Consider the following 19,884-nt stretch of genomic DNA (forward strand, 5'->3'; position numbering starts at 1 on the left):
GATGCTGCTCGACTACGACCGGCTCGGCTGGCTGCGTGCAGCACTTCTGGGTTTCACCGGCCTGGTCGCGGCGTTTCTACTGCTGCCGGTGGTTTTCATCGTGCTTCTGTCGTTCGGGTCGTCGCGGTGGCTGGCTTTTCCGCCACCAAGCTGGACGCTGAAATGGTATGAGGAGCTCTTCGCCGATCCGGCCTGGCTCGAAGCGGCGCTGACCAGCGCGCGCATTGCCACCATGGCCGCGATTCTTGCCGTCGTCATCGGGCTGCTGGCTTCTTTCGCGCTGGTCAGGGGACAGTTTCGCGGGCGCAATACGCTTCGCGGCCTGCTGCTGACGCCAATGGTGCTGCCGGTTGTCGTCTTCGCCATCGCCATCTATGCATTCTTCCTGCGGATCGGGCTCGGCGGCACCACGGTAGGCTTCGTCATCGCCCATACGGTCCTGGCACTGCCCTTCGCCATCATTCCGATCACTGCGGCACTCGAAGGTTTCGACAAATCCATCGAGGATGCGGCGATCGTCTGCGGCGCGAGCCCCTTCGAGGCAAAACTCCGGGTCACCTTGCCGGCGATCAAGATCGGGATTTTTTCGGCGGCGATCTTTGCCTTCCTCGCCTCATGGGACGAGGTGGTGGTCGCAATCTTCATGGCAAGCCCCACCTTGCAGACCTTGCCGGTCAAGATCTGGGGCAGCCTGCGCCAGGATCTCAGCCCGGTCATCGCTGCGGCCTCCAGCCTTCTCGTTCTTCTGACGCTGAGCCTGATGATCGTAACCGCACTCATTCGGCGGAAATTGTCGAAATGACCGAACCGTTCCTCTCCATTCGCGACCTGCGCAAGGCGTTCGGCAGCTTCGTCGCCGTACACGATGTCACCATCGACATACCCAAGGGCGAGTTCCTGACCTTTCTCGGCCCTTCCGGTTCTGGCAAATCGACGACGCTTTATGCGATCGCCGGCTTTCAGCACCCGACATCCGGCGACGTTCTTCTCGAAGGCAGGTCGCTGCTGTCGGTGCCGTCGCACAAGCGCAATATCGGTATGGTGTTCCAGCGCTACACGCTGTTCCAGCATCTCACCGTCGCCGAGAACGTTGCCTTTCCGTTGCGCGTGCGCCGCCGTCCGGACGCAGAGGTGAACCGAAAAGTCGCCGAGATGCTGTCGCTGGTACGGCTCGAGAGTTTCGGCGGCCGATATCCTGGCGCGCTTTCCGGCGGACAGCAGCAGCGCGTGGCGCTTGCCAGGGCGCTGGCCTACGATCCGCCGATCCTCCTGATGGACGAGCCGCTTTCGGCGCTCGACAAGAAGCTGCGCGAGGAGATCCAGGCCGAGATACGACGCATCCATCGCGAAACCGGCGTAACGATCCTTTACGTCACCCACGATCAGGACGAGGCCCTGCATCTTTCGGATCGCATCGCCCTGTTTCGGGACGGGCGCATCGAGCAGATCGGCACCGGTGAGGACCTCTATCTGAGACCTGCGAGCGAATTTGTAGCCAGTTTTATCGGAAATTCCAATTTCCTGCCGGCCGAGCATCTTGAAACCGTCGACGGCGCCGCCACGATCCGCCTCGCCGATGGCTCGGTCGTCTCCGGCGTGAGGATCGATCAGGAGTTCAGCCAAGGCCAGAAAACCCGGCTGATGGTGCGGCCGGAAGCGTTTCGGCTGAGACCCGGCGCGGCCACGGCCGGGCTTGCGGTCGAATTCATCGACACCGCCTTCTTCGGCGAGCGGCGGCGCGTCATCGCGCGCACGGCCGCCGGCCAGGAGATCGACGTCAGGCCGACATCCGACATGGCGCAACCAAAGGAAGGCATCGCCTCGAGCAGACAGATTTTTTTCGATCCCGCCGCCGCATTTCTGTTTCCCGCCTGACAGTCGACCGTTTGACCTCAGCGCGGCGGATCAGCCGGCGCCTCGATGGTGACGCCGTATTTGGCGGCGATGGCCACGACCTTTGCCATCTCTGGCGTGCCGGCGGCGGTCGCGGCGTCCATTTGCGCGAACATCTGATCAAGGCCGCAACTCGGCGCGCAGAAGACGAGCACGCGAGCTGGCTTGTCGGCGTCATTGCGGATGGCGTGGCGCCGGCCGCGTGCGCCGAAGAAGAAACCGCCGGGCGCAACGCGACGGGGCGCGGACTCGCCCTCGAATTCGATGACGAGTTCGCCGCTCAGCACATAGAAGCCTTCATCCTCTCGGGCATGGATGTGCGGTGGCGTTGCCGCGCCCGGCGGAACCATGGACTCCCAGAGCGAGAAGGACCCGGCGGTCTCGGCGCCGGTGGCCTTGTAGATATGGGTGATACCCAAAACGTTGAGCGTCGAGCCGGCCGCCGGCTCGCGCACGAACGCTTCGGCCGCTGCAGCTTTTGCATTCATCGTCGATCTCCTTCGTGGTTCGGGTCGCTCACCAGAAGATAGGCCTTGCCGGCAAAATCGGCGAGGTACGAGTGGCCGTGGGCAGCAATTTTCGCAGCAGCAATGCGGAGATGCTGCGGTTGCCGCGCCCGACGGCATCGGCTGGGCGGCGGCTTGAAATTTCCTCGGTCTCGCCCACGTACTGAAGCTACGCTGGCGTTACGCTGGCTCTCACTCGCGATAGCTGGAGCACCCGATGCCGACCCGCCGCTATGCCATCCTTGAAGCGCCGTCCTCGCTGGGTCTGGCGACCGACGGCGTTGAAGCCTTGCCCGGTCGGCTGCTGGAACTGGGCCTCGCCGATCGTATCGATGCGCGCCGCGCCGGGCGGCTGGCGGTCCCGCCGAAAGACCCGAAGCCCGACCCTGCCACCCTGACGCTGAATGCCAAGGCGATCGCGGCGTGGTCGCCCAAGCTCGCCGACGCCGTGGAGGAGGTGCTGCACGCCCGCGAATTCCCGGTGGTGCTGGGCGGCGACTGTACGATCCTGCTGGGTCCGATGCTCGCGCTGCGCCGGCGCGGCCGCTATGGCCTGTTCTTCATCGACGGCCACGCCGATTTCTTCCAGCCGGAAGCGGAGCCCAACAGCGAAGGCGCGTCGATGGAGCTGGCCTTCGTCACCGGCTACGGGCCGACGCTGCTGACCGACCTAGAGGGCCGCCGCCCGTTGGTTCGTTCCGAGGACACTGTCGTCTTCGCGTATCGCGACCACGAGGACCAGGCCGAATACGGCAGCCAGCCTTTGCCAGCAGAGCTCATGGCTTACGATCTGCACGCCATCCGCCGCCTGGGCGTCGAAGCCGCCGCCCGGGCCGCCGTTGGCCACCTGACGCGGGCGGAACTCGACGGCTTCTTCATCCATCTCGACGCCGATTGTCTCGACGATGCGATCATGCCGGCGGTCGATTTCCGCATACCGGGCGGGCTGTCTTGGGACGAACTGTCGGCGGCACTCCGCATCATCCTGGCGAGCGGCAAGGCGGTCGGGATCGAGGTCACCATCTACAATCCGCGCCTCGACGAGGACGGCAGCGCCGGCCGTGGCCTCGCTGATGTCCTGGCCGCAGCTCTCGGCACAGCCGCGCCCGCTTGAGCGGACGGGAGCAATCCTGACCGTTGTGCTTCGACTTCGCCGCCACACGCAACGACCTGTCCCCTCCCCCAACGAGAATCCCGCGCCTTACCCGCCGCCCGGATGATGGCAAGCAACCAGGCGACCGTCGCCCGTGCTCTGCAGCAGCGGACGTTCGTTGCGGCACATGGAAGTGGCAGCCGGGCAGCGGGTGTGAAACCGGCAGCCGGAGGGTGGGTTCATCGGGCTCGGCAAGTCACCCTTCAGGACAAGCCGCTCGCGTCGTGCCCTATCGATACTGGGTATCGGCACCGCGGAACGGAGTGCCGTGGTGTAGTGGTGCCTGGGCGCCGCAAAGACCAGATCGGTCGGCCCGCTCTCCACGACCGATCCCAGATACATGACGGCCACGCGCGTCGAAATCTGGCGCACCACGGATAGATCATGGGCGATGAATACATAGGTCAGGTTGAACTCCTCGCGCAGATCGGCCAGCAGATTGACGATCTGGGCCTGGATCGAAACGTCGAGCGCCGAGACCGGCTCGTCGGCCACGATCAGCCTTGGCCGGAGCGCCAGCGCGCGAGCAATGCCGATCCGCTGGCGCTGGCCGCCCGAGAATTCGTGGGGATAGCGCGACGCGTGCTCGGGGGACAATTCGACCCGGCGCAGAAGCTCGGCGACGCGGTCCGTCATTTCCGATGCCGAGAGGCGCTCATGGATGCGGAACGGATCGGCCAGCAGATCGCCGACCCGCCGACGTGGATTGAGCGAGGCGCTCGGATCCTGAAAGACCATCTGCATCTGTCGCCGCAACGGACGGAGCTGACGCTGGGACGCGTCGGCAATGTCGCGGCCCTCGAACTCCAGAGAACCGGAGGTGATATCGGTCAGACGCACCAGGCATCGGCCAAGGGTGGATTTACCGCAACCTGACTCCCCGACGATGCCAAGCGTTTCCCCGGGCCAGATGTCGAGCGATACCGTGTCGACCGCCTGGACCGTCCGGCGCTGCGCCGGGAAAATCGAGCGGCCGACGTGATAATGCTTCGACAGGTCGCTGGTCCGGAGCAGCGGGCGCTCCCGCAACACGCCGCTCATACTGGCGTCTCGATGCTGGCAACCTCGCGGATATGAAACTGTTTGCGGCTTGTTTCCGGCAATGCGCAAGCAGCACGATGGCCGTTCCCGCCGACAAGCGGGGGCTGGACCAGGCAGGCATCGTGGCGAAAGGCACAGCGCGGACCGAAGGCGCAGCCTTTCGGCAGGTTGGAGAGGGAAGGCGGAGCTCCCGGAATCGCGGCGAGCCGTGCCGGACGCTCACCATCCATCGGCGGGATCGAGCCGAACAGGCCCCAGGTGTAAGGATGCAGCGGCGTTCGAAACACGCTGCTCTTGCGGCCCTCCTCGACGAAGCGTCCGCCATACATGACCAAGACCCGATCCGCGACCTGGGCGACGACGCCAAGATCGTGTGTGACCAGGATCACCGCCGAGCCGAACTGATCGCGCAGCCGTCCGATCAGTTCGAGGATCTGCGCCTGCACGGTCACGTCCAGGGCCGTGGTCGGTTCATCCGCGACAAGCAGCGCCGGGTTGCACGAGAGCGCCATCGCAATCACCGCACGCTGGCGCATGCCACCGGAGAGCTGGTGCGGATAGCCGTCGACGACCCGATCAGGATTGGCAATGCCGACCGCATCCAGCAACTGCACCGCCCTCGCCCGCGCCGCCCGCGCCGACACTTTCTCATGCGCACGCACCTGCTCGCCGATCTGGTTGCCGATCGTATGCACCGGGGTGAGCGCCGACATCGGATCCTGGAAGATCATCGCGACCTGGCGGCCGCGAATGGCATCGAGCGCACGCCGGTTGAGCCCGACGAGCTCCTGCCCCATGAAGCGGATTGAACCGGAGACGACGGCATTGGGGCTGTCGATCAGCCCCATGATGGCCAGCAAGGTCTGGCTTTTGCCGGAACCGGACTCACCGACGACACCGACGATCTCCCGCTGCTCGACGGCAAACGAGACGCCTGCCACAGCCCGCACCAGCCCCGCGTCGCTGCGGAAGGATACGGTGAGACCCTCGACGACGAGAAGGGGAGCGTTAACGGACATCGCGAGCCCTCGGGTCGATAAAGACGAAGACGACATCGACGACGAAGTTTGCCATCACCACGAAAAACGAGGCGTAGATCACCGTGGCAAGGATCATCGGCAGGTCGAGGGTCTGCAGTGCCTCATAGGTCAATCTTCCGACGCCCTGCAGCCCGAAGACCACTTCGGTCAACAGCGCGCCGCCGCCGACCAAGGCACCGAAATCGAGTCCGAACATGGTGACGAATGCCACCAGTGACGTCCTGAGGCCGTGATGCAGCAAAACCCGCCGCTCGCCGATCCCCTTGGCCCGCGCGGTGCGGATAAAATCCTCCTGCATCATCTCGATCAGGCTCGCCCTCAGCACCCGTCCGTAAAGGCCGACATAAAGCGTCGCCAGCGTGAACCACGGAATGACGAGCGCCTTGAACCAGCCCCAGGGGTCCTGTGTCAGGGGGATGTAGCCGAGCGGAGGAACCCAGGAAAACAGCCAGGTGTCATGCCAGCGGCTCTGTGTCAGCAGATTGGCGACCTCGCCGAGCCAGAAGACCGGAACGGACACTCCAATCAGGCTCAGGATCATCAGCGCCCGGTCGATGAATGTGCCGCGCGTCGCGCCGGCGATCACCCCGACGATCAGTCCGCCGAGCACCCACAGCACCGCCGCGCCGCCGACCAGCGACAGCGTAACCGGAATGGCGCCTGTCACCGCAGGAATCACGCGCTGCCCGCGATTGACGAAGGAGGTGAGGTCGCGGCTGACGAAAAGCCGATTCATCATCAGCCCGTATTGCACCGGCAATGGCCGATCGAGACCGAAATCGTGGCGGACCTGGACCAATGTCTCCTGGGACGCGTTGCGGCCGGCAATGCGCGCCGAGGGATCGGCACCGGGCGTGGCGAAGAAGATCAGGAAAGCGACGACGCTGATGCCGAACATGACCAGCACCATCTGGCCGAGCCGAAAACTCATGGCGGCAAGCACTAGATGCCCCTCGGCGAGGATTTCGGATCGAGCGCATCGCGCACGCCGTCGCCGAGAATGTTGAGAGCCAGCACAGTGATGACAATGGCAAGCCCGGGCGCCAGCGCCACGATCGGCCTGGAATAGAGCAGGCCCTGACCGTCCTGGATGATCGTGCCCCAACTGGCGTCCGGCGGTTGCACGCCGATCGACAGAAACGACAGCGAGGATTCGGTCATCATGTTGAGTGCCAGGATCAACGGCACGAAAACGATGATGCGCGTCACCACATTTGGCATGATGTCGCGCAGCAGGATGCGCCAGGGCGACGCGCCAAGCCCGATCGCCGCGGTGACGAATTCGGCCTGCATCAAGGTCAGGACATGGCCACGGATCGGCCGTGCCACATAGGGCACATAGACGATGCCGATGATGAAGATCGGCAGCCACAGGCTGCCGGAGCGGATTTCGAACGGACCGATCTGGATGCTCTGCGCGATCAGCACGATCGACAGGGAAATCGCCAGCAGGAAAACCGGGAACGCCCAGAGCACGTCGAGAATGCGCGACAGGCCGACATCGACAATGCCGCCGAAGAACCCGGAAACAACTCCCAGAAAGGTCGCCAGGACGAGGCACAGCACAGCTGCAGCGCCCGAGATCAGCAGCGAATCCCGCCCGCCATAAAGCAGTCGCGCCGCGACGTCACGGCCCTGATTGTCGGCGCCGAGCAGATACGGCCCGATCCGCCAGGTCGGCCCAATCGGCGTCATGCCGAGGCCAAGGCCTTCGGTGGAAGCCTGCAGTACCGGCTGGGTCACCCCATCGATGACGAGTTCGCCGTTGAGATTGGTGACGAACGGATCGGTGTGGGCGACATATTGCGCATAAAGCGGCGCCGCCAGCGAAGCGATCACGATGACGACGAGCACACCGAACGCCGCTATTGCCGAACGATCGGCTTTAAGCTTGCGCCATGCCGTGCGCCATGGACCAGCGGCGGCCTGGCGGACCGGGGCGGCAGGCTGGTCCGCAATGACATTGACCATGAACGGGGGACCATAAACGGGATTACCTGGCAAAAATCTCGACCTGGAAGATGCGCTGATCCGGCGGAAAAGGAAATGCGACGGAGCGCCGGTGGCACTCCGTCGCATTGGCTCGAGGGGATCATTCGACCCAGGACTGGCTGACGATCCAGTAGAATTGCGGGCTGAAGGTGAAGTTCTTCAGCCTGGAAGAGACGACATCGACCCGCTTGGGTGTGAACAAAACAGCGACCGGGGCCTTGTCCGTCACCGCCTTGTCGATGGCCGTCCAGAGTGTTGCGCCCTTGGCTGGGTCGGCGATGGTGGCTGTCTCTGCTTCGGCCATCGACGCGTCGATCGATTTGTCGCAGAACCCGGAAATATTGACCGAGGCGTCCGAGCCCGGCGTGAATGAGGCACAGCTGAACAGCACTTCCAGAAAATTGGATGGCGCCGGGTAATCCTGGAACCATTGCGAGACCGAGATCTGCACCTTGTTGTTGGTGTTCTGGATGTAGGTGAACTGGATGTTCTGCGAGATCGGCTTGACCGATGTCTTGTAGCCGAGTTGGTTGAGCACGTCCTGCAGATAGACCCCGATCGACTTCGAGACGCTGCTGTCCTCGGTGATGATCGTCACCTCCTGACCAGCAGTTCCCGATTCAGCAACCAGTTGTTTGGCCTTGTCCATATCCGGCGCCGACCACTTTTCGCCCGGATTGGCGGTGAATGGGCAATAAGGCGCGAATGACGGGAAGCCCGGCGGCAGGATCTGGCAAGCCGGCTGTGCCAGATTGCTGCCGCCAAAGAGCTTGATGATCGCGGCGCGGTCGATGGCGAAGTTCACCGCCTGGCGAACACGGATGTCGTTGAACGGCGCCAGATTGTTGTTCATCGGCGCATACCACATCGCCATCAGCGGATGCACCGTGACCTGCTTGGCATATTTGGTGCCGAGTTCGCCAAGACGGTCCGCCGGCGGCGGATCGAACATCCAGTCCGCCTGCCCGTTCTCGACCGCCGTCACCGCCGCTTCGTCGGTGAGGCCGAATTCATACTCGATCTCGTCGGGATACCCTGCCGGCTGGGCTTCCTTGCTCCATTCCTTGAAGTGAGGATTGCGCACCATTTTCATCAGCTTGTTCGGATCATAGCTCGCGATCATGTAGGGCCCAGTGCCCGGGATCGGATCAGTGCCGGCATCCTTGAGCGGCGCGCCCGCCGGCAGGATCGCCGCGTGCGGAATGGCGATCTTCTGCAGGAACTCGGCATCCGGCTGGACCAGGTTGAAGGTGATCGTTCCGGCTGCGTCGTCAACCGACAGGCCGCCATCGAGGGTGCATGTCGCCGGGGTTTTCAAACACGCATCGGCGCCGACGATGCCGTTGTAGAAGGTCCCGGCCGTCGGCCCGCTGATCTTGAAGATGCGCTGGAACGAAGCCACCACATCCTTGCTGGTGACGTCCGAGCCGTCGGCGAACTTGATGCCTTTGCGCAGCTTGAAGACGTAGGTCTTGCCGCCGTTTTCGACCTTCGGCAGGGTTTCGGCAAGGTCCGCGACCACCTCGAAGCCGGTCTTGTCCCCGGCCTTTTTGTAGGTCACCAGACCATCGTAGAGAATATAGTTCATCTGGAAAAACTGCAGCGTGTAATTGATATGCGGATCGGCGGTGCCGGCAGCGGCGTTGGCCAGCAAGCGGAGCGTGCCGCCAAGCTTGCCTTCCGCGGCCAAGGCACTGCTCGGCGGCGACACGATCGTCATGCCGAGCAGAGCCAGGCCGGGTATCAACGCTGCAAGTGCCTTTTGGGGTCGCATGGCTGTGTTTCCTCGTGGAAAGCGTGTCGACTGGCCACGCTATACGCAATCGACGACCGCGGCGTGGCTGGAAATGATCTGGGTCGCGGGTGGTCTCCGCACCTTCGCCCAATCGCAAAAGACTACGACCAGCGAAGCCGAGCAGGATAGCTATTAAGATAGATAGGTCGGAGAGGCCAGCCTTAAGCCTATTTATTGGGCACGCGGGTGACATGGCTATTTGACAAGCAATGGCCAGCGGGTAAGCTTGTCGCATGCAGGGCTTTTCAGGCGATCTAGAGAGCCGGTTCCGAACGGGAATGAGCATCGACGCCGCCATGGCGGTGGCGACCGATGTGCTGGAGCCCGTCGGTTTCACCTCATTCATCTATGACTATACGCCCGTGCCGGTCAGCCATGAGGGCGACCTGATCACCCCGTCGCTGATGGCTCTGCACAACGTGCCGCGCGACATGCAGGATCTCTGGTGCAAAGGCGGCTATTATCAGCTTGACCCGGTGCAGGAAGCCGCGCTCGCCGTATCGAGGCCGTTCCTCTGGTCGCACAAGGGCGTTCAGAGCACCGTCATGCAGCATGTGCTTCGGTCCAGGCATGATCCGGTGATCAGCTATCTGCTCGATACCAGGATGACCTGCGGCGTCACCGTGCCCATCCGTCTTGCCGGTGGGGATCTGGCCACCTTCACCGCGATCCGCGCCGACCCAGAGCCAGGGTTCGAGGCCGAAGCAAGGCAGTTAATCGCCGAAATCGGCGATCTGGGCCATCTCTTGCACGACTCCGTCTACGCCGGTTTCGATGCCGGCATCCGCACCTGCCCATACGTCCACCTGACGTCGCGCGAGCGCCAGTGCCTGCGCCTCGCCGCCGCCGGACTGACGGCCAAGCAGGTCGCGCGCGAGATTGGCCGCGCGGTGCCGACAGCAACGCTGCATCTCAACGCGGCGACACGCAAGCTTGGCGCGCGCAACCGCTTCCACGCCATCGCGCTGGCTGCCCACTACCGGCTGCTCGAGCCGGAGCATTGAGGCTCTCCGCCTGAGGGCTCCTCCCGCCAGGGCAAACCTATAAATAGTGCTAGCTGTAAATGCGCCGGGCCGCTTAGTACCGTCGGCCGCAAACAAGGCTTGGGAGGGTCCGTCACTTTGGTTCCTGCCAGCCAGGACCCGGAGCTTGGAACTGTGACGGCACATGCGACCACCGAAGGATTCAGCGACTACAGGGGCTACCGCACCTGGTATCGCGTGATCGGAGATCTCAACTCGGGCAAGCTGCCATTGGTCGTCGCTCACGGCGGGCCGGGCTGCACCCACGACTACGTCGATTCATTCAGGGAGCTTGCCGATACCGGGCGGGCCGTCATCCACTACGATCAGATCGGCAACGGCAAGTCGACCCATCTGCCCGACAAGGGCGGCGACTTCTGGACCGTCGATTTCTTTTTGGGCGAACTCGATGCGCTGCTCGCTCACATTGGCATTGCCGAGCGTTACGCCCTGCTCGGCCAGTCCTGGGGCGGCATACTTTCGGCCGAACATGCCGTGCGACGCCCTGCCGGGCTCAAGGCGTTGATCCTGGCCAATTCGCTGGCCTCAATGGCGCTATGGATGGAAGGCGCGCTGCAATTGCGGGCCGGGCTGCCGGCCGATGTGCAACTCGCGCTTGACCGGCACGAGGCAGCCGGGACCACCGATCACCCGGATTATGTTGCGGCAACCAAAGCCTTCTATGACCGCCACGTCTGCCGTGTCCTTCCAACGCCGCGGGAGGTCGCCCGGACATTCGCGGCAATCGACGCGGATCCGACGGTTTATCACACCATGAACGGACCCAATGAATTCCACGTCATCGGCACGATGCGGAACTGGACCATCGTCGAGCGCCTGCATCTGATCGAGGCGCCGACGCTGGCGTTCCGCGGATTTTACGACGAAGCGACCGAAGCCTGCGTCCAGCCCTTTCTCGATCATATTCCCGACGTCGAAGGCATGGTCTTCCCAAATTCCAGCCACATGCCGCATGTCGAGGAGAAGGACGATTGCCTCGCCGCCGTTGGACGCTTTGTGGCCAAATACGATTGAGGCCTGCCCCACAGCAGCCTGTCTTTGCGCAAGCTGATTGTGCTGGGCTTAGAGCCCGCCCGATTTGCTCATAATCTCTCCACGATCAGCCGCGATGGCCGCGTTGCATCGAGGAAAACCGTGTTGCGCGCCACTTGCCGGCTACGGCCGAGCCCCGCCGGCGCACCGGTGTTCGGATTGACGTCGAACTTCGGAAAATTGCTCGAAGAGATGTCCAGCCGCAGCCGATGGCCGGCACGGAACAGATTGGCGGTCGCAAACAGCTCGATGTGAAGCCGCATGATCTCGCCAGGTTTCACGAGCTCGGCTCTTTCGAATGAATGCCGGAAACGACAGCGGAAAATCCCGTCTGACAGGTTCAAGGCAAAGCCCGTCGGATAGTCGGCGCTCGGTGGATGGACGTCGATCAGTTTCGCGGTGAAGTCGGTGTCTGGCGCATCGGTCGTCGCCCAGAGATCCACCGCCACACTTCCGAGCACGGTCAAATCGTCGGCAAGCGGCTCGGTCTCGAAGGAGAGGACATCGAGACGGGCGGAAAGCGGCAGTCCGAAATTGCGGCAGCCGAAGAACCTCTCGTCCTCTCTCTGGTCGAAGCCGCCCCCTGTGAAGATCGGGTGACCGCTGGTCAGCGCGCCGCCAATGGTCGGGACCGGGTCGGCGGGATCGAAATCATAGCTTAGCGCGGCGGCGTCGGGCGCGGGAAAGGCCTCCGAAAGCCTTCCGTTGGGGTGCAGGTAGTAGGTTTGCTCGGTCATGTCCGGCAGCGGCCACCGCTTGGCTTTGATCCAGCGCCCGCCGTGATCGAGACGGCCCGTTTCAGTTTTCGTGCCCTTTCCCCCGCCCATGACAAAAAGGCGGATCGGCTCCTCGTCGAGATTGTCCTCCGGCCCGCTCCTCAGCCAGCGATCGAACCAGCGGCGACGAAACTCCAGCCAGCTCGCCGCCACATTGCCGCCGAGCGGAGCGTTCGGTCCGAAATCGACGTCGCCGGCAAAGGTCAGATTGCGATCGCCGTGCAGACCCGGACCCATGATCAAGGCGAGCGGCCGTTTGCCATTGCGTGCAAGGCCGGCGAAATTCTCGAACGTCGTCGGGACATAGACGTCGAACCAGCTCGAGATCAGGGCGATCGGAATGTGGGGAATGGCGTCGTAGAAGCCCGCTGCATGAATGCCGACCTGCTTCCAGAAGCCGTCGAAGGTCTCGTGCCGCCACTGCTCCAGCAGGTAAGCCTCGTAGTCCGGAGCCCAGCGGAGCGGGGAACGGCCCTCGGACCAGGGCATTTTGCCGAACCAGCGATGCAGGTTTTCCGCTTCGAGCGCCTTTCGGACCAACTCGTCGCCGGCGGCGACGGCGCTCTCGCGGGCTTCCCGGTAGGCCCAGGTCGCCTGTTTCAGCTCGAACGCGCCGCATTGGCGGATGCCGCAGGTGAAGGCGTTAGAGAATCCGCCGGAATCGAGGATCATGGTTGCAAGAGCCGGCGGCGCAAGGCACGCCGCCGCCATTTGGGTATGCGCAGCATAGGAAAGGCCCATGGTGCCGATCCGGCCATTGCACCAGGGCTGGGCTGCGATCCATGCAAGCGTGTCGTAGCCGTCCGGACCTTCGGAGCGATATTTGACGAACTCGCCTTCCGAGCCGTAGCGGCCGCGGCAGTCCTGGTAGACGACGATGTAGCCATGGCGCACGAAATGCTCGGCGACCGTCGCGCGATCCATCGGTTCGGTCATGCTGACCTCGAGTTCGGCGCGCGATGCCATCGCCTTGCCATAAGGCGTCCGCTCAACGATGACGGGAGCTGGCCGGTCCAGCGCGCGGCCTCCCCTTGCCGGTCGGTAGATGTCGGTCGCCAGTCTTACCCCATCGCGCATCGTCACCATGATATCGCGGCAGAGGACCATGTCGTCGGTCACGGACTGGAACGCCTGGAGGTCGGTCATCTCAAAAAATTTCAAGGCGTTCGGGCGGCGGCGTCATTGAGGTGGCATGCGCTCTTGTGTCCGGCAGCAACCACCTTCAGTCGGGGCGCTTCGGTGCGGCAACGAGGCATCGCGTGCGGGCAGCGCGGGTGGAAATGACATCCGCTCGGCGGCGAGAGCGGGCTCGGCAATTCACCCTTGATCGCGGCAAAGCCGCGTTTGGTGGTTTCGATCCGCGGCACCTCGGCGAGAAGCGCCTGCGTGTAGGGATGGTTGGCCCGTGCAAAGATCTCCTCGGCCGGAGCCTCTTCGACAATGCGGCCGAGATACATGATCGCCACCCGATCGGAGATGTGCTCGACCACTCCGAGATCGTGGCTGATGAACAAGTAAGTGAGGTTCAGCCTCTCGCGCAGGTCCATGAAGAGATTGAGGATTTGCGCCTGGATCGAGACGTCCAAAGCGGCAACGGCCTCATCGCAGACGAGAAATTCCGGCTGCACGGCGAGCGCGCGCGCAATGCCGATCCGCTGGCGCTGGCCGCCGCTGAACTGATGCGGAAAGCGGTGTTTTAGCGCCGGATCGAGACCGGCACGCCGGAACTGTTGATCGACAAAGGTACCGAGATCGCCCTCAACCAGCCCGTGTACGCGCGGCGCCTCGCTGACGATATCGGCCGCTTTGCGGCGCGGATTGAGCGAGGCGTAGGGATTCTGGAATATCATCTGCACGCGCAGCTTGGCCTCACGCCGTTCGAGCGGCGGAAGCGCCTTCAAGTCCTTGCCGCGCCATGACACCGATCCCTTGCTGGGCGCCACGATGCCGGCGACGATCCGGCCCAGTGTGGACTTGCCGCATCCCGACTCGCCAACGAGGCCCAGAACCTCGCCCCTGCGAACGGCGAGGCTGACACCGTCGATCGCCTGCACGCTTGCCGTCGGTTTGGCGAGTTTGAACGAGATCGCCAAACGGGCCGCGAGATCCGGCCGCGTGCCGAAGCTGTGAGAAATCTCGTTCAGCTCGATCAGCGGCGCCATCCCGCTAGAACCCGCTGAGGAGCTTTGAATATCTGCCGCAACCGGAGTGGAGGGGATCATACGCGGAACTCCGGCAAGGGATGAACGCAGCGGTGCTCGCGCGGGCCAGCAGTGAGCAGAGGCACCGCCTGGGCACACGCCGCGTCGGCGCGCGCGCAGCGCGGGGCGAAAGCGCATCCGGCCGGCAGCCGCGCAACACTGGGCGCCATTCCCGGGATCTGCCGAAGCCGCTCGCCACGCCGGTTGCGGCTGGGAACGGAGTCGATCAGACCGGCGGTATAAGGGTGCAACGGACGGGCGAGAACGTCCGACACCGGGCCGGATTCGACGATGCGGCCCGCATACATCACGGCGATCCGGTCAGCGAGCCGCGAGACGACGGCGAGATCATGCGTGATCCAGATCAGCGACGTGTTGTTCTGCGCCACGAGCTTTTGCATCTCGGCGAGAATCTGTGCCTGGATCGTCACATCGAGCGCGGTGGTCGGCTCGTCGGCGATGATGAAGTCCGGCCGGTGCAGCAGCGCAATAGCGATAACGACGCGCTGGCGCATGCCGCCGGAAAACTGATGCGGATAGGCCTGCAGCCGCTCATCCGGACTCGGGATCCCGACCATGCCGAGCGCGTCGCGCGCCCGCGCCCTGGCGTCCATGCGCGAGACGTTTTCATGCGCCTGCACCGCCTCGATCATCTGCGTGTCGATGCGCAGGACCGGGTTCAGCGTCATCATCGGATCCTGGAAGATCATCGCCATGCGGCGCCCGCGCAGCGCTCGCATCTCCTCGCGGCTGGAGCGGGTGATGTCGCGGCCGTCGAAGACGATCTGGCCGCCGACGATCGTGCCTGGCGGATCGACAAGGCCGATGATGGAAAAGCCGGTGACCGATTTGCCGGACCCGCTTTCACCGACGAGACCCAGAACCTCGCCTCGCGCGACGCTGAACGAGACGCCGTCAACGGCTTTTGCTTGTCCGAAATGGGTCCTGAGATCGCGGACTTCGAGCACGGTCGCGTTCATTCGCGCCCCCGCGGGTTGAGCACGTCGCGGAGCCGATCACCGACGAGATTGATCGCAACCACGGTAATCAGCAGCGCCACGCCGGGATAGAAACTGATCCACGTCATGCCGGAGAGCATGTACTGATAGCCGTTGGCGACCAGCAGGCCGAGACTGGGCTCGGTGATCGGCACACCGAGGCCAAGAAAGGACAAGGTCGCCTCCAGCGAAATGGCGCGCGCCACCTGCACCGTTGCGATCACGATCAGCGGCGGCAGGCAGTTGGGCAGAAGATGGACGAACAGAATGCGCCATCGCGGAATGGCGAGCGACTCTGCCGCCTCCATGTATTCCTTGCGCCGCTCCACCAGCGCCGTGCCGCGCGCGGCACGTGCATAAGTCGCCCATTCGACGATCACCAGCGCGAGTACGACGTTGAGGATTCCCTTGCCGAGAAAGGCAAGGATCATCAGTGCAACGAGAATGGAGGGGAAGGAGAGTTGCAGATCGACGATGCGCATGATCGCCGTCTCGGTCCGACCGCCGACATAGGCGGCGAGCAGGCCTAAAGAAGCGCCGAACAGCGCGGCGAAAAGTGCCGAGCTGACGCCGACGCCGAGCGATATGCGCAGACCGTAGATGATGCCGGAAAGCATGTCACGGCCCTGGTCGTCGGTGCCGAGCCAGAAAATCATGCCCGTCATCGATTGCGAGCCGGGCGGCAGGCGGCTGTCCATGATGTCGAGCTGGTTGAGGTCGTAGGGATTTTGCGGCGCTATAAGTGGCGCGAGCAGCGCCAGCCCGATGATCGCGGTCAGCAGCACGAAGCCGGCAATGGCGGCAGGCGAGCGGAAGAATGCCCGCACGAGCACTCGAAACGGCGCCTCTTCACCCTTCTCGGCCTCGGTAGGCATCGGTGGCGGCAAGGTGTCGACGCTCATGTCACGGTCCCTCGCCCTGGAGCCGCACCCGCGGGTCGAGTGCCGTATAGGTCAGGTCGACGACGAGATTGATGATGACGAAGAAGGCGACGATCGCCATCAGGTATGCGGTGATGATCGGACGGTCGAGCACGTTGATGCTGTCGATGATCAACTTGCCCATGCCAGGCCAGCTGAACACGCTTTCGGTGACGACCGAGAAGGCGACGATAGAGCCGAATTCCAGGCCGATGATGGTCACCACCGGGATCATGATGTTCTTCGAGACGTGGACGCCGATCACGCGCGTTTCCCTGAGGCCCTTGGCCCGCGCGAACTTGACGAAATCGAGCGGCAGGACTTCGGCGACGCCGGCGCGCGTCAGGCGCAGAATGAGGCAGGCGTCAAACAAGGCGAGGTTCACCGCCGGCAGGATCAGGTGGGCAAGGCCGTCTTTGGTCAGGAACGCCCATTGGACACCGAACAGTTCGGCGGTCTGGCCGCGCCCGCCGCTCGGCAACCAGCCGAGCTGCACGCCGAAAAACATGATCAGCACCAGCCCGACCCAGAAGGTCGGCAACGAGAAGCCGAGGATGCTGACGGTCATGATGACGCGGCTCAAGATGCCATCCGGCCGCAGTCCGGCATAAAGCCCGAGCGGCACGCCGACGACGATGGCAATGAGGATGGCAGAGACGGCCAGTTCGAGTGTTGCCGGCAGTCGCTGCAGGATCACCCTGATCGCCGGCTCGTTGTAGACGTAGCTCTCGCCAAGGTCACCATGCAGCGCTGCCCAGAGGAAGCGGAGGTACTGCTGCCAAAGCGGCAGGTCGAGCCCGAGTGCCTGGACGACGCGCGCGCGCTCGATCTGATCGGCGTCGGGCGAGATCAAAATGTCGACGGGGTCGCCGATGACGTTGATCGCGATGAAGACGATAACCGTCATTGCGAACATGACCATCACGGCCTGGAGCAGCCGGCGCGCGACGGCTGCGGTCATGGCATCGCTCCGCAGCCTGATTGCCGGAAAGGGTCGCCGGTCGTCTGTGCGCGGCACATCACGCCGGCACCGCCATCGCCATGCCGTCGCGCTGCGGATCGGCGCCGCCGCGGCAAATTCCGTCTTCGATCTGGATGCCGTGGAGGGCGGCAAAAGCGTAACTTTGCCAGGAGCGCTTCACCTCGTAGCCCCGGCCCTCGATTTCTTCAGTGACATAGCGCGGAATGCGATTCGAGACGTCGATTGTGTTCGACACCGCCACGATCCTCGGGGCGGCCACCGCTTCCGACATGCTCATATCGAAATCAATGAGATTCATCAGCCCCTGCGCCATGGACGGCGCGATATAGCTGCCGCCGGGCGCTCCCATGACGATCACCGGCCGGTCGTCCTTGAATACGATTGTGGGCGCCGCAGAGCTGGCCCGCCGCTTGCCGGGAGCCAGCGATCCGGCCCGGCCCGGCCTTGGGTCGAAGCGGCTCATCGTTCCGTTGTACATGAATCCCAGGCCATCGGTGATCGCCCCCGAGGGACTGCCCAGCGTGTGGGTCAAGGCGACGGCATTGCCCTCACGGTCGACCACCGAAATATGGGTCGTGTCGCGCGGCGACCGGTCATCGACGCGCTCGATCCTGGCGCGCAGCCCGGCCTTGATCTCGGCGGCGAGCCCGCTGCAATAGTCGCGGGACAGCAGCCGCGCGACCGGCACGTCGACATAGGCAGGATCGCCGAGATGGCGGTCCTTGTCGATGGTCATGCGCTTCATCGCCTCCGCCAGCAGGACGATGTGCTCGGCACCGTCATGCTCCATGGCTCCGACATCAAAATGCTCGAGGATGTGGAGCAATTGCAGCATGGATATGCCGCTGGCGGGCGGCGGGCTGGTCGCAATATCGTAGCCACGATACTCGCCCCAGAGCGGTTGCGCGGTGGATAGTTCATAGCGCGCCAGATCATCCTTCCCGATAAGGCCGCCGTTGGCGGCCATGTCGGCGGCGATTTCTTCGGCGATCTCGCCCTTGTAGAAAATGTCCGGACCGGCGGCCGCGATGCGCTCGAGCGTTTGGGCGAGGTCGGTGTTGACGACGACGTCGCCTGGCAGCTTGACCGCGCCGTCCGGGCGAAAATAGATGGCGCGCCCCGTGTTGCTGAAGCGCAGCTTGTCAAGGGTCCGCACTTCGCCGGTATCTACGCCGTCCTGGGCCCAGTACCAATGGACATGCGGGCGGACCATAAAGCCGCGCCTCGCCTGCTTGGCGGCGGGTGCGACGACGTCGGCCCACTCAAAAGTGCCGTATCTCGCCAGCGCCTCGGCATAGCCCTTAACACTGCCCGGCGTGCAGACGGCGAGATAGCCGATCTCGCTGATGCCGCCTTCCAGCAGAAAGGCGAAGCCGTCGCGCGACTGGCCGACCAGAAGGTCGCTCCACATTTCAGGCGACGCTTTGAGCGGCGCCCTGGCGTAGAATTCTAGCACCTCGTGCACGCCGCGTCGCGGCATATAGACCTGCATCGAGCCAAAGCCCCCGATGCCGGCCATTTGAGGGTCGACGACGCCTTGCATGAAAGCGCAGGCGATCGCCGCATCGACGGCGTTGCCGCCGCGTTTGAGCACCAGAGCGCCCGCCTCGACCGCCTCCGGCTGCGGCGCAACGATCATTGCATTCATCTTGATGCGTTCCGTCGTTCCTTGAGCGCCTGGGCCAGGAAATCCTTGACCGGATCGAGAACCGCGTCGCGTTCGTGGGCTACCCCGGGCAGCAAATCAAAGCGTACGCGCACACCCGCTTCCTCGAACGATCGACACAACGTCCTGAGGCGCTCCGGCCTCGTTTGTCCTGCATCGTTGGCGCCCGGCATCCAATGGGTGCTGCCTTGGGCGTGCGTGATTTCCCAGGTCTCCAGGTCGGCATCGCCGACGATCATCTGGACAGGCACTTCTGCCAGCGCGGCGGCGTCGAAGGTGATGCCGAACTTCTCCGGCAGGTCGCGAATGCCCACCCACCAGTCGCGCGTGGGATCGAGCAGGGTCACCGATCCCGGTGCGCCGATCGACGCCGCCCATAGCCTGTCGGGATGAAGGATGGCGAAGCGATGGGCGAAATGCCCGCCGCCGGAAAATCCGAACATAGCGAAGCGGGTCCAGTCCTGACGGTATTTCGCGACGACTTCCTCGACTATCGCGAGCAGCACCTGATCGTAGCGGATGTCGCCCTCGATCATGTATTTGTATCCGCTGCGGGCATCGTCGCCGAGAACGCCCATTGGAAACACCGGGCACAAAATGGCGCAGTCGTTCCAGCGTCCGAACTCGGCGAACGCATCACGGAAACCCAGGAACGAGGTGCGGCCGGTACCATGGACGGCCACCAGCAGGTCGACTTGGGCGCCTTCCCCAACCGCGGGCGGTACATACAGGCAATAGTGGAAGCGTGGGTCCGATTTGGAAGCAAAGATGGCGGTCGCGCCAAGATCGTATGTAGCGCGACCGCGATCCGCAACAGATCCCGTGGCGATGCTCGTCAAGTCTACA

Annotated in this window: 18 protein-coding genes; 5 read left to right on the plus strand and 13 right to left on the minus strand. The window is 63.7% G+C overall.

Going from position 1 to position 19,884, the window contains the following annotated elements:
• The first annotated feature begins 1 nt into the window (after position 1).
• Together AC0L2A_RS20460 and AC0L2A_RS20465 are read left to right on the plus strand one after the other, a co-directional pair.
• Positions 2–802, plus strand: coding sequence for an ABC transporter permease (locus tag AC0L2A_RS20460; RefSeq protein WP_023800442.1), 801 nt, complete (start codon positions 2–4; stop codon positions 800–802).
• A complete protein-coding gene (locus tag AC0L2A_RS20465; RefSeq protein ID WP_473610348.1) occupies positions 799–1,875 on the plus strand; it encodes an ABC transporter ATP-binding protein in 1,077 nt (358 codons plus the stop codon). Before AC0L2A_RS20460 ends, AC0L2A_RS20465 begins: the two co-directional genes overlap by 4 nt.
• Before the next feature lie 17 nt (positions 1,876–1,892).
• Here the strand turns inward: AC0L2A_RS20465 and AC0L2A_RS20470 are convergent, their stop codons facing one another.
• Positions 1,893–2,381 carry a cupin domain-containing protein gene (locus AC0L2A_RS20470; RefSeq protein WP_473610349.1) on the minus strand — a complete coding sequence of 163 codons (489 nt, stop codon included), beginning with the start codon at positions 2,379–2,381 and terminating at the stop codon, positions 1,893–1,895.
• Positions 2,382–2,616: 235 nt separating this feature from the next.
• On the opposite strand from AC0L2A_RS20470, the gene AC0L2A_RS20475 reads away from it, so the two are divergent.
• Entirely contained in the window at positions 2,617–3,513 is an 897-nt protein-coding gene (locus tag AC0L2A_RS20475) for an arginase family protein (protein ID WP_473610350.1), read from the plus strand.
• A gap of 87 nt (positions 3,514–3,600) precedes the next feature.
• Here the strand turns inward: AC0L2A_RS20475 and AC0L2A_RS20480 are convergent, their stop codons facing one another.
• The 5 genes from AC0L2A_RS20480 to AC0L2A_RS20500 form a co-directional block, all read right to left on the minus strand.
• Positions 3,601–4,593: an ABC transporter ATP-binding protein gene (locus tag AC0L2A_RS20480; protein WP_473610352.1), complete on the minus strand. Its 993-nt coding sequence runs from the start codon at positions 4,591–4,593 to the stop codon at positions 3,601–3,603.
• Positions 4,590–5,612: an ABC transporter ATP-binding protein gene (locus AC0L2A_RS20485; protein WP_473610353.1), complete on the minus strand. Its 1,023-nt coding sequence runs from the start codon at positions 5,610–5,612 to the stop codon at positions 4,590–4,592. The genes AC0L2A_RS20480 and AC0L2A_RS20485 overlap by 4 nt, the downstream gene beginning before the upstream one ends.
• The gene (locus tag AC0L2A_RS20490) at positions 5,602–6,564 is read right to left on the minus strand and encodes an ABC transporter permease (protein ID WP_473610354.1); all 963 of its coding nucleotides are present in this window, start codon (positions 6,562–6,564) and stop codon (positions 5,602–5,604) included. Before AC0L2A_RS20490 ends, AC0L2A_RS20485 begins: the two co-directional genes overlap by 11 nt.
• Positions 6,565–6,575: 11 nt before the next feature.
• Complete coding sequence (locus AC0L2A_RS20495) at positions 6,576–7,604, minus strand: ABC transporter permease (RefSeq protein ID WP_128245430.1); 1,029 nt, start codon at positions 7,602–7,604, stop codon at positions 6,576–6,578.
• Positions 7,605–7,725: 121 nt separating this feature from the next.
• Positions 7,726–9,399 carry an ABC transporter substrate-binding protein gene (locus tag AC0L2A_RS20500; protein WP_473610356.1) on the minus strand — a complete coding sequence of 558 codons (1,674 nt, stop codon included), beginning with the start codon at positions 9,397–9,399 and terminating at the stop codon, positions 7,726–7,728.
• Positions 9,400–9,698: 299 nt separating this feature from the next.
• Between AC0L2A_RS20500 and AC0L2A_RS20505 the strand changes: the two genes are divergently transcribed.
• Entirely contained in the window at positions 9,699–10,424 is a 726-nt protein-coding gene (locus AC0L2A_RS20505; RefSeq protein ID WP_287171679.1) for a LuxR family transcriptional regulator, read from the plus strand.
• 153 nt (positions 10,425–10,577) lie between these two features.
• Entirely contained in the window at positions 10,578–11,477 is a 900-nt protein-coding gene (locus tag AC0L2A_RS20510; protein WP_023800432.1) for a proline iminopeptidase-family hydrolase, read from the plus strand.
• 68 nt (positions 11,478–11,545) lie between these two features.
• Here the strand turns inward: AC0L2A_RS20510 and AC0L2A_RS20515 are convergent, their stop codons facing one another.
• From AC0L2A_RS20515 to AC0L2A_RS20545, 7 genes are read right to left on the minus strand one after another with little or no spacing between them, the layout of a single operon-like run.
• Positions 11,546–13,417 carry a CocE/NonD family hydrolase gene (locus AC0L2A_RS20515; RefSeq protein WP_473610357.1) on the minus strand — a complete coding sequence of 624 codons (1,872 nt, stop codon included), beginning with the start codon at positions 13,415–13,417 and terminating at the stop codon, positions 11,546–11,548.
• 11 nt (positions 13,418–13,428) lie between these two features.
• Positions 13,429–14,433, minus strand: a complete 1,005-nt coding sequence (locus AC0L2A_RS20520) for an ABC transporter ATP-binding protein (protein WP_473610379.1) — start codon at positions 14,431–14,433, stop codon at positions 13,429–13,431.
• A 56-nt stretch (positions 14,434–14,489) separates the two neighbouring features.
• On the minus strand, positions 14,490–15,452 hold the full coding sequence (locus AC0L2A_RS20525; protein WP_091597382.1) for an ABC transporter ATP-binding protein: 963 nt from the start codon (positions 15,450–15,452) through the stop codon (positions 14,490–14,492).
• Positions 15,449–16,372, minus strand: coding sequence for an ABC transporter permease (locus tag AC0L2A_RS20530; RefSeq protein ID WP_413468470.1), 924 nt, complete (start codon positions 16,370–16,372; stop codon positions 15,449–15,451). Before AC0L2A_RS20530 ends, AC0L2A_RS20525 begins: the two co-directional genes overlap by 4 nt.
• A 1-nt stretch (position 16,373) precedes the next feature.
• Complete coding sequence (locus AC0L2A_RS20535; protein WP_091597385.1) at positions 16,374–17,351, minus strand: ABC transporter permease; 978 nt, start codon at positions 17,349–17,351, stop codon at positions 16,374–16,376.
• 58 nt (positions 17,352–17,409) lie between these two features.
• Positions 17,410–19,020: a gamma-glutamyltransferase gene (gene ggt, locus AC0L2A_RS20540; RefSeq protein WP_023800417.1), complete on the minus strand. Its 1,611-nt coding sequence runs from the start codon at positions 19,018–19,020 to the stop codon at positions 17,410–17,412.
• On the minus strand, positions 19,017–19,877 hold the full coding sequence (locus AC0L2A_RS20545) for an alpha/beta hydrolase family protein (protein WP_473610359.1): 861 nt from the start codon (positions 19,875–19,877) through the stop codon (positions 19,017–19,019). Before AC0L2A_RS20545 ends, ggt begins: the two co-directional genes overlap by 4 nt.
• Positions 19,878–19,884 lie beyond the last annotated feature (7 nt).

The organism is Mesorhizobium sp. WSM4844, from assembly GCF_055811775.1.

Excerpts from the sequence above, each read along its gene's own strand:
- AC0L2A_RS20460 (WP_023800442.1), top strand. The coding sequence starts at position 2 with ATGCTGCTCGACTACGACCGGCTCGGCTGGCTGCGTGCAGCACTTCTG.
- AC0L2A_RS20465 (WP_473610348.1), top strand. The coding sequence starts at position 799 with ATGACCGAACCGTTCCTCTCCATTCGCGACCTGCGCAAGGCGTTCGGC.
- AC0L2A_RS20470 (WP_473610349.1), bottom strand. The coding sequence starts at position 2,381 with ATGAATGCAAAAGCTGCAGCGGCCGAAGCGTTCGTGCGCGAGCCGGCG.
- AC0L2A_RS20475 (WP_473610350.1), top strand. The coding sequence starts at position 2,617 with ATGCCGACCCGCCGCTATGCCATCCTTGAAGCGCCGTCCTCGCTGGGT.
- AC0L2A_RS20480 (WP_473610352.1), bottom strand. The coding sequence starts at position 4,593 with ATGAGCGGCGTGTTGCGGGAGCGCCCGCTGCTCCGGACCAGCGACCTG.
- AC0L2A_RS20485 (WP_473610353.1), bottom strand. The coding sequence starts at position 5,612 with ATGTCCGTTAACGCTCCCCTTCTCGTCGTCGAGGGTCTCACCGTATCC.
- AC0L2A_RS20490 (WP_473610354.1), bottom strand. The coding sequence starts at position 6,564 with ATGAGTTTTCGGCTCGGCCAGATGGTGCTGGTCATGTTCGGCATCAGC.
- AC0L2A_RS20495 (WP_128245430.1), bottom strand. The coding sequence starts at position 7,604 with ATGGTCAATGTCATTGCGGACCAGCCTGCCGCCCCGGTCCGCCAGGCC.
- AC0L2A_RS20500 (WP_473610356.1), bottom strand. The coding sequence starts at position 9,399 with ATGCGACCCCAAAAGGCACTTGCAGCGTTGATACCCGGCCTGGCTCTG.
- AC0L2A_RS20505 (WP_287171679.1), top strand. The coding sequence starts at position 9,699 with ATGAGCATCGACGCCGCCATGGCGGTGGCGACCGATGTGCTGGAGCCC.
- AC0L2A_RS20515 (WP_473610357.1), bottom strand. The coding sequence starts at position 13,417 with ATGACCGACCTCCAGGCGTTCCAGTCCGTGACCGACGACATGGTCCTC.
- AC0L2A_RS20520 (WP_473610379.1), bottom strand. The coding sequence starts at position 14,433 with ATGGCGCCGCTGATCGAGCTGAACGAGATTTCTCACAGCTTCGGCACG.
- AC0L2A_RS20525 (WP_091597382.1), bottom strand. The coding sequence starts at position 15,452 with ATGAACGCGACCGTGCTCGAAGTCCGCGATCTCAGGACCCATTTCGGA.
- AC0L2A_RS20530 (WP_413468470.1), bottom strand. The coding sequence starts at position 16,372 with ATGAGCGTCGACACCTTGCCGCCACCGATGCCTACCGAGGCCGAGAAG.
- AC0L2A_RS20535 (WP_091597385.1), bottom strand. The coding sequence starts at position 17,351 with ATGACCGCAGCCGTCGCGCGCCGGCTGCTCCAGGCCGTGATGGTCATG.
- ggt (WP_023800417.1), bottom strand. The coding sequence starts at position 19,020 with ATGAATGCAATGATCGTTGCGCCGCAGCCGGAGGCGGTCGAGGCGGGC.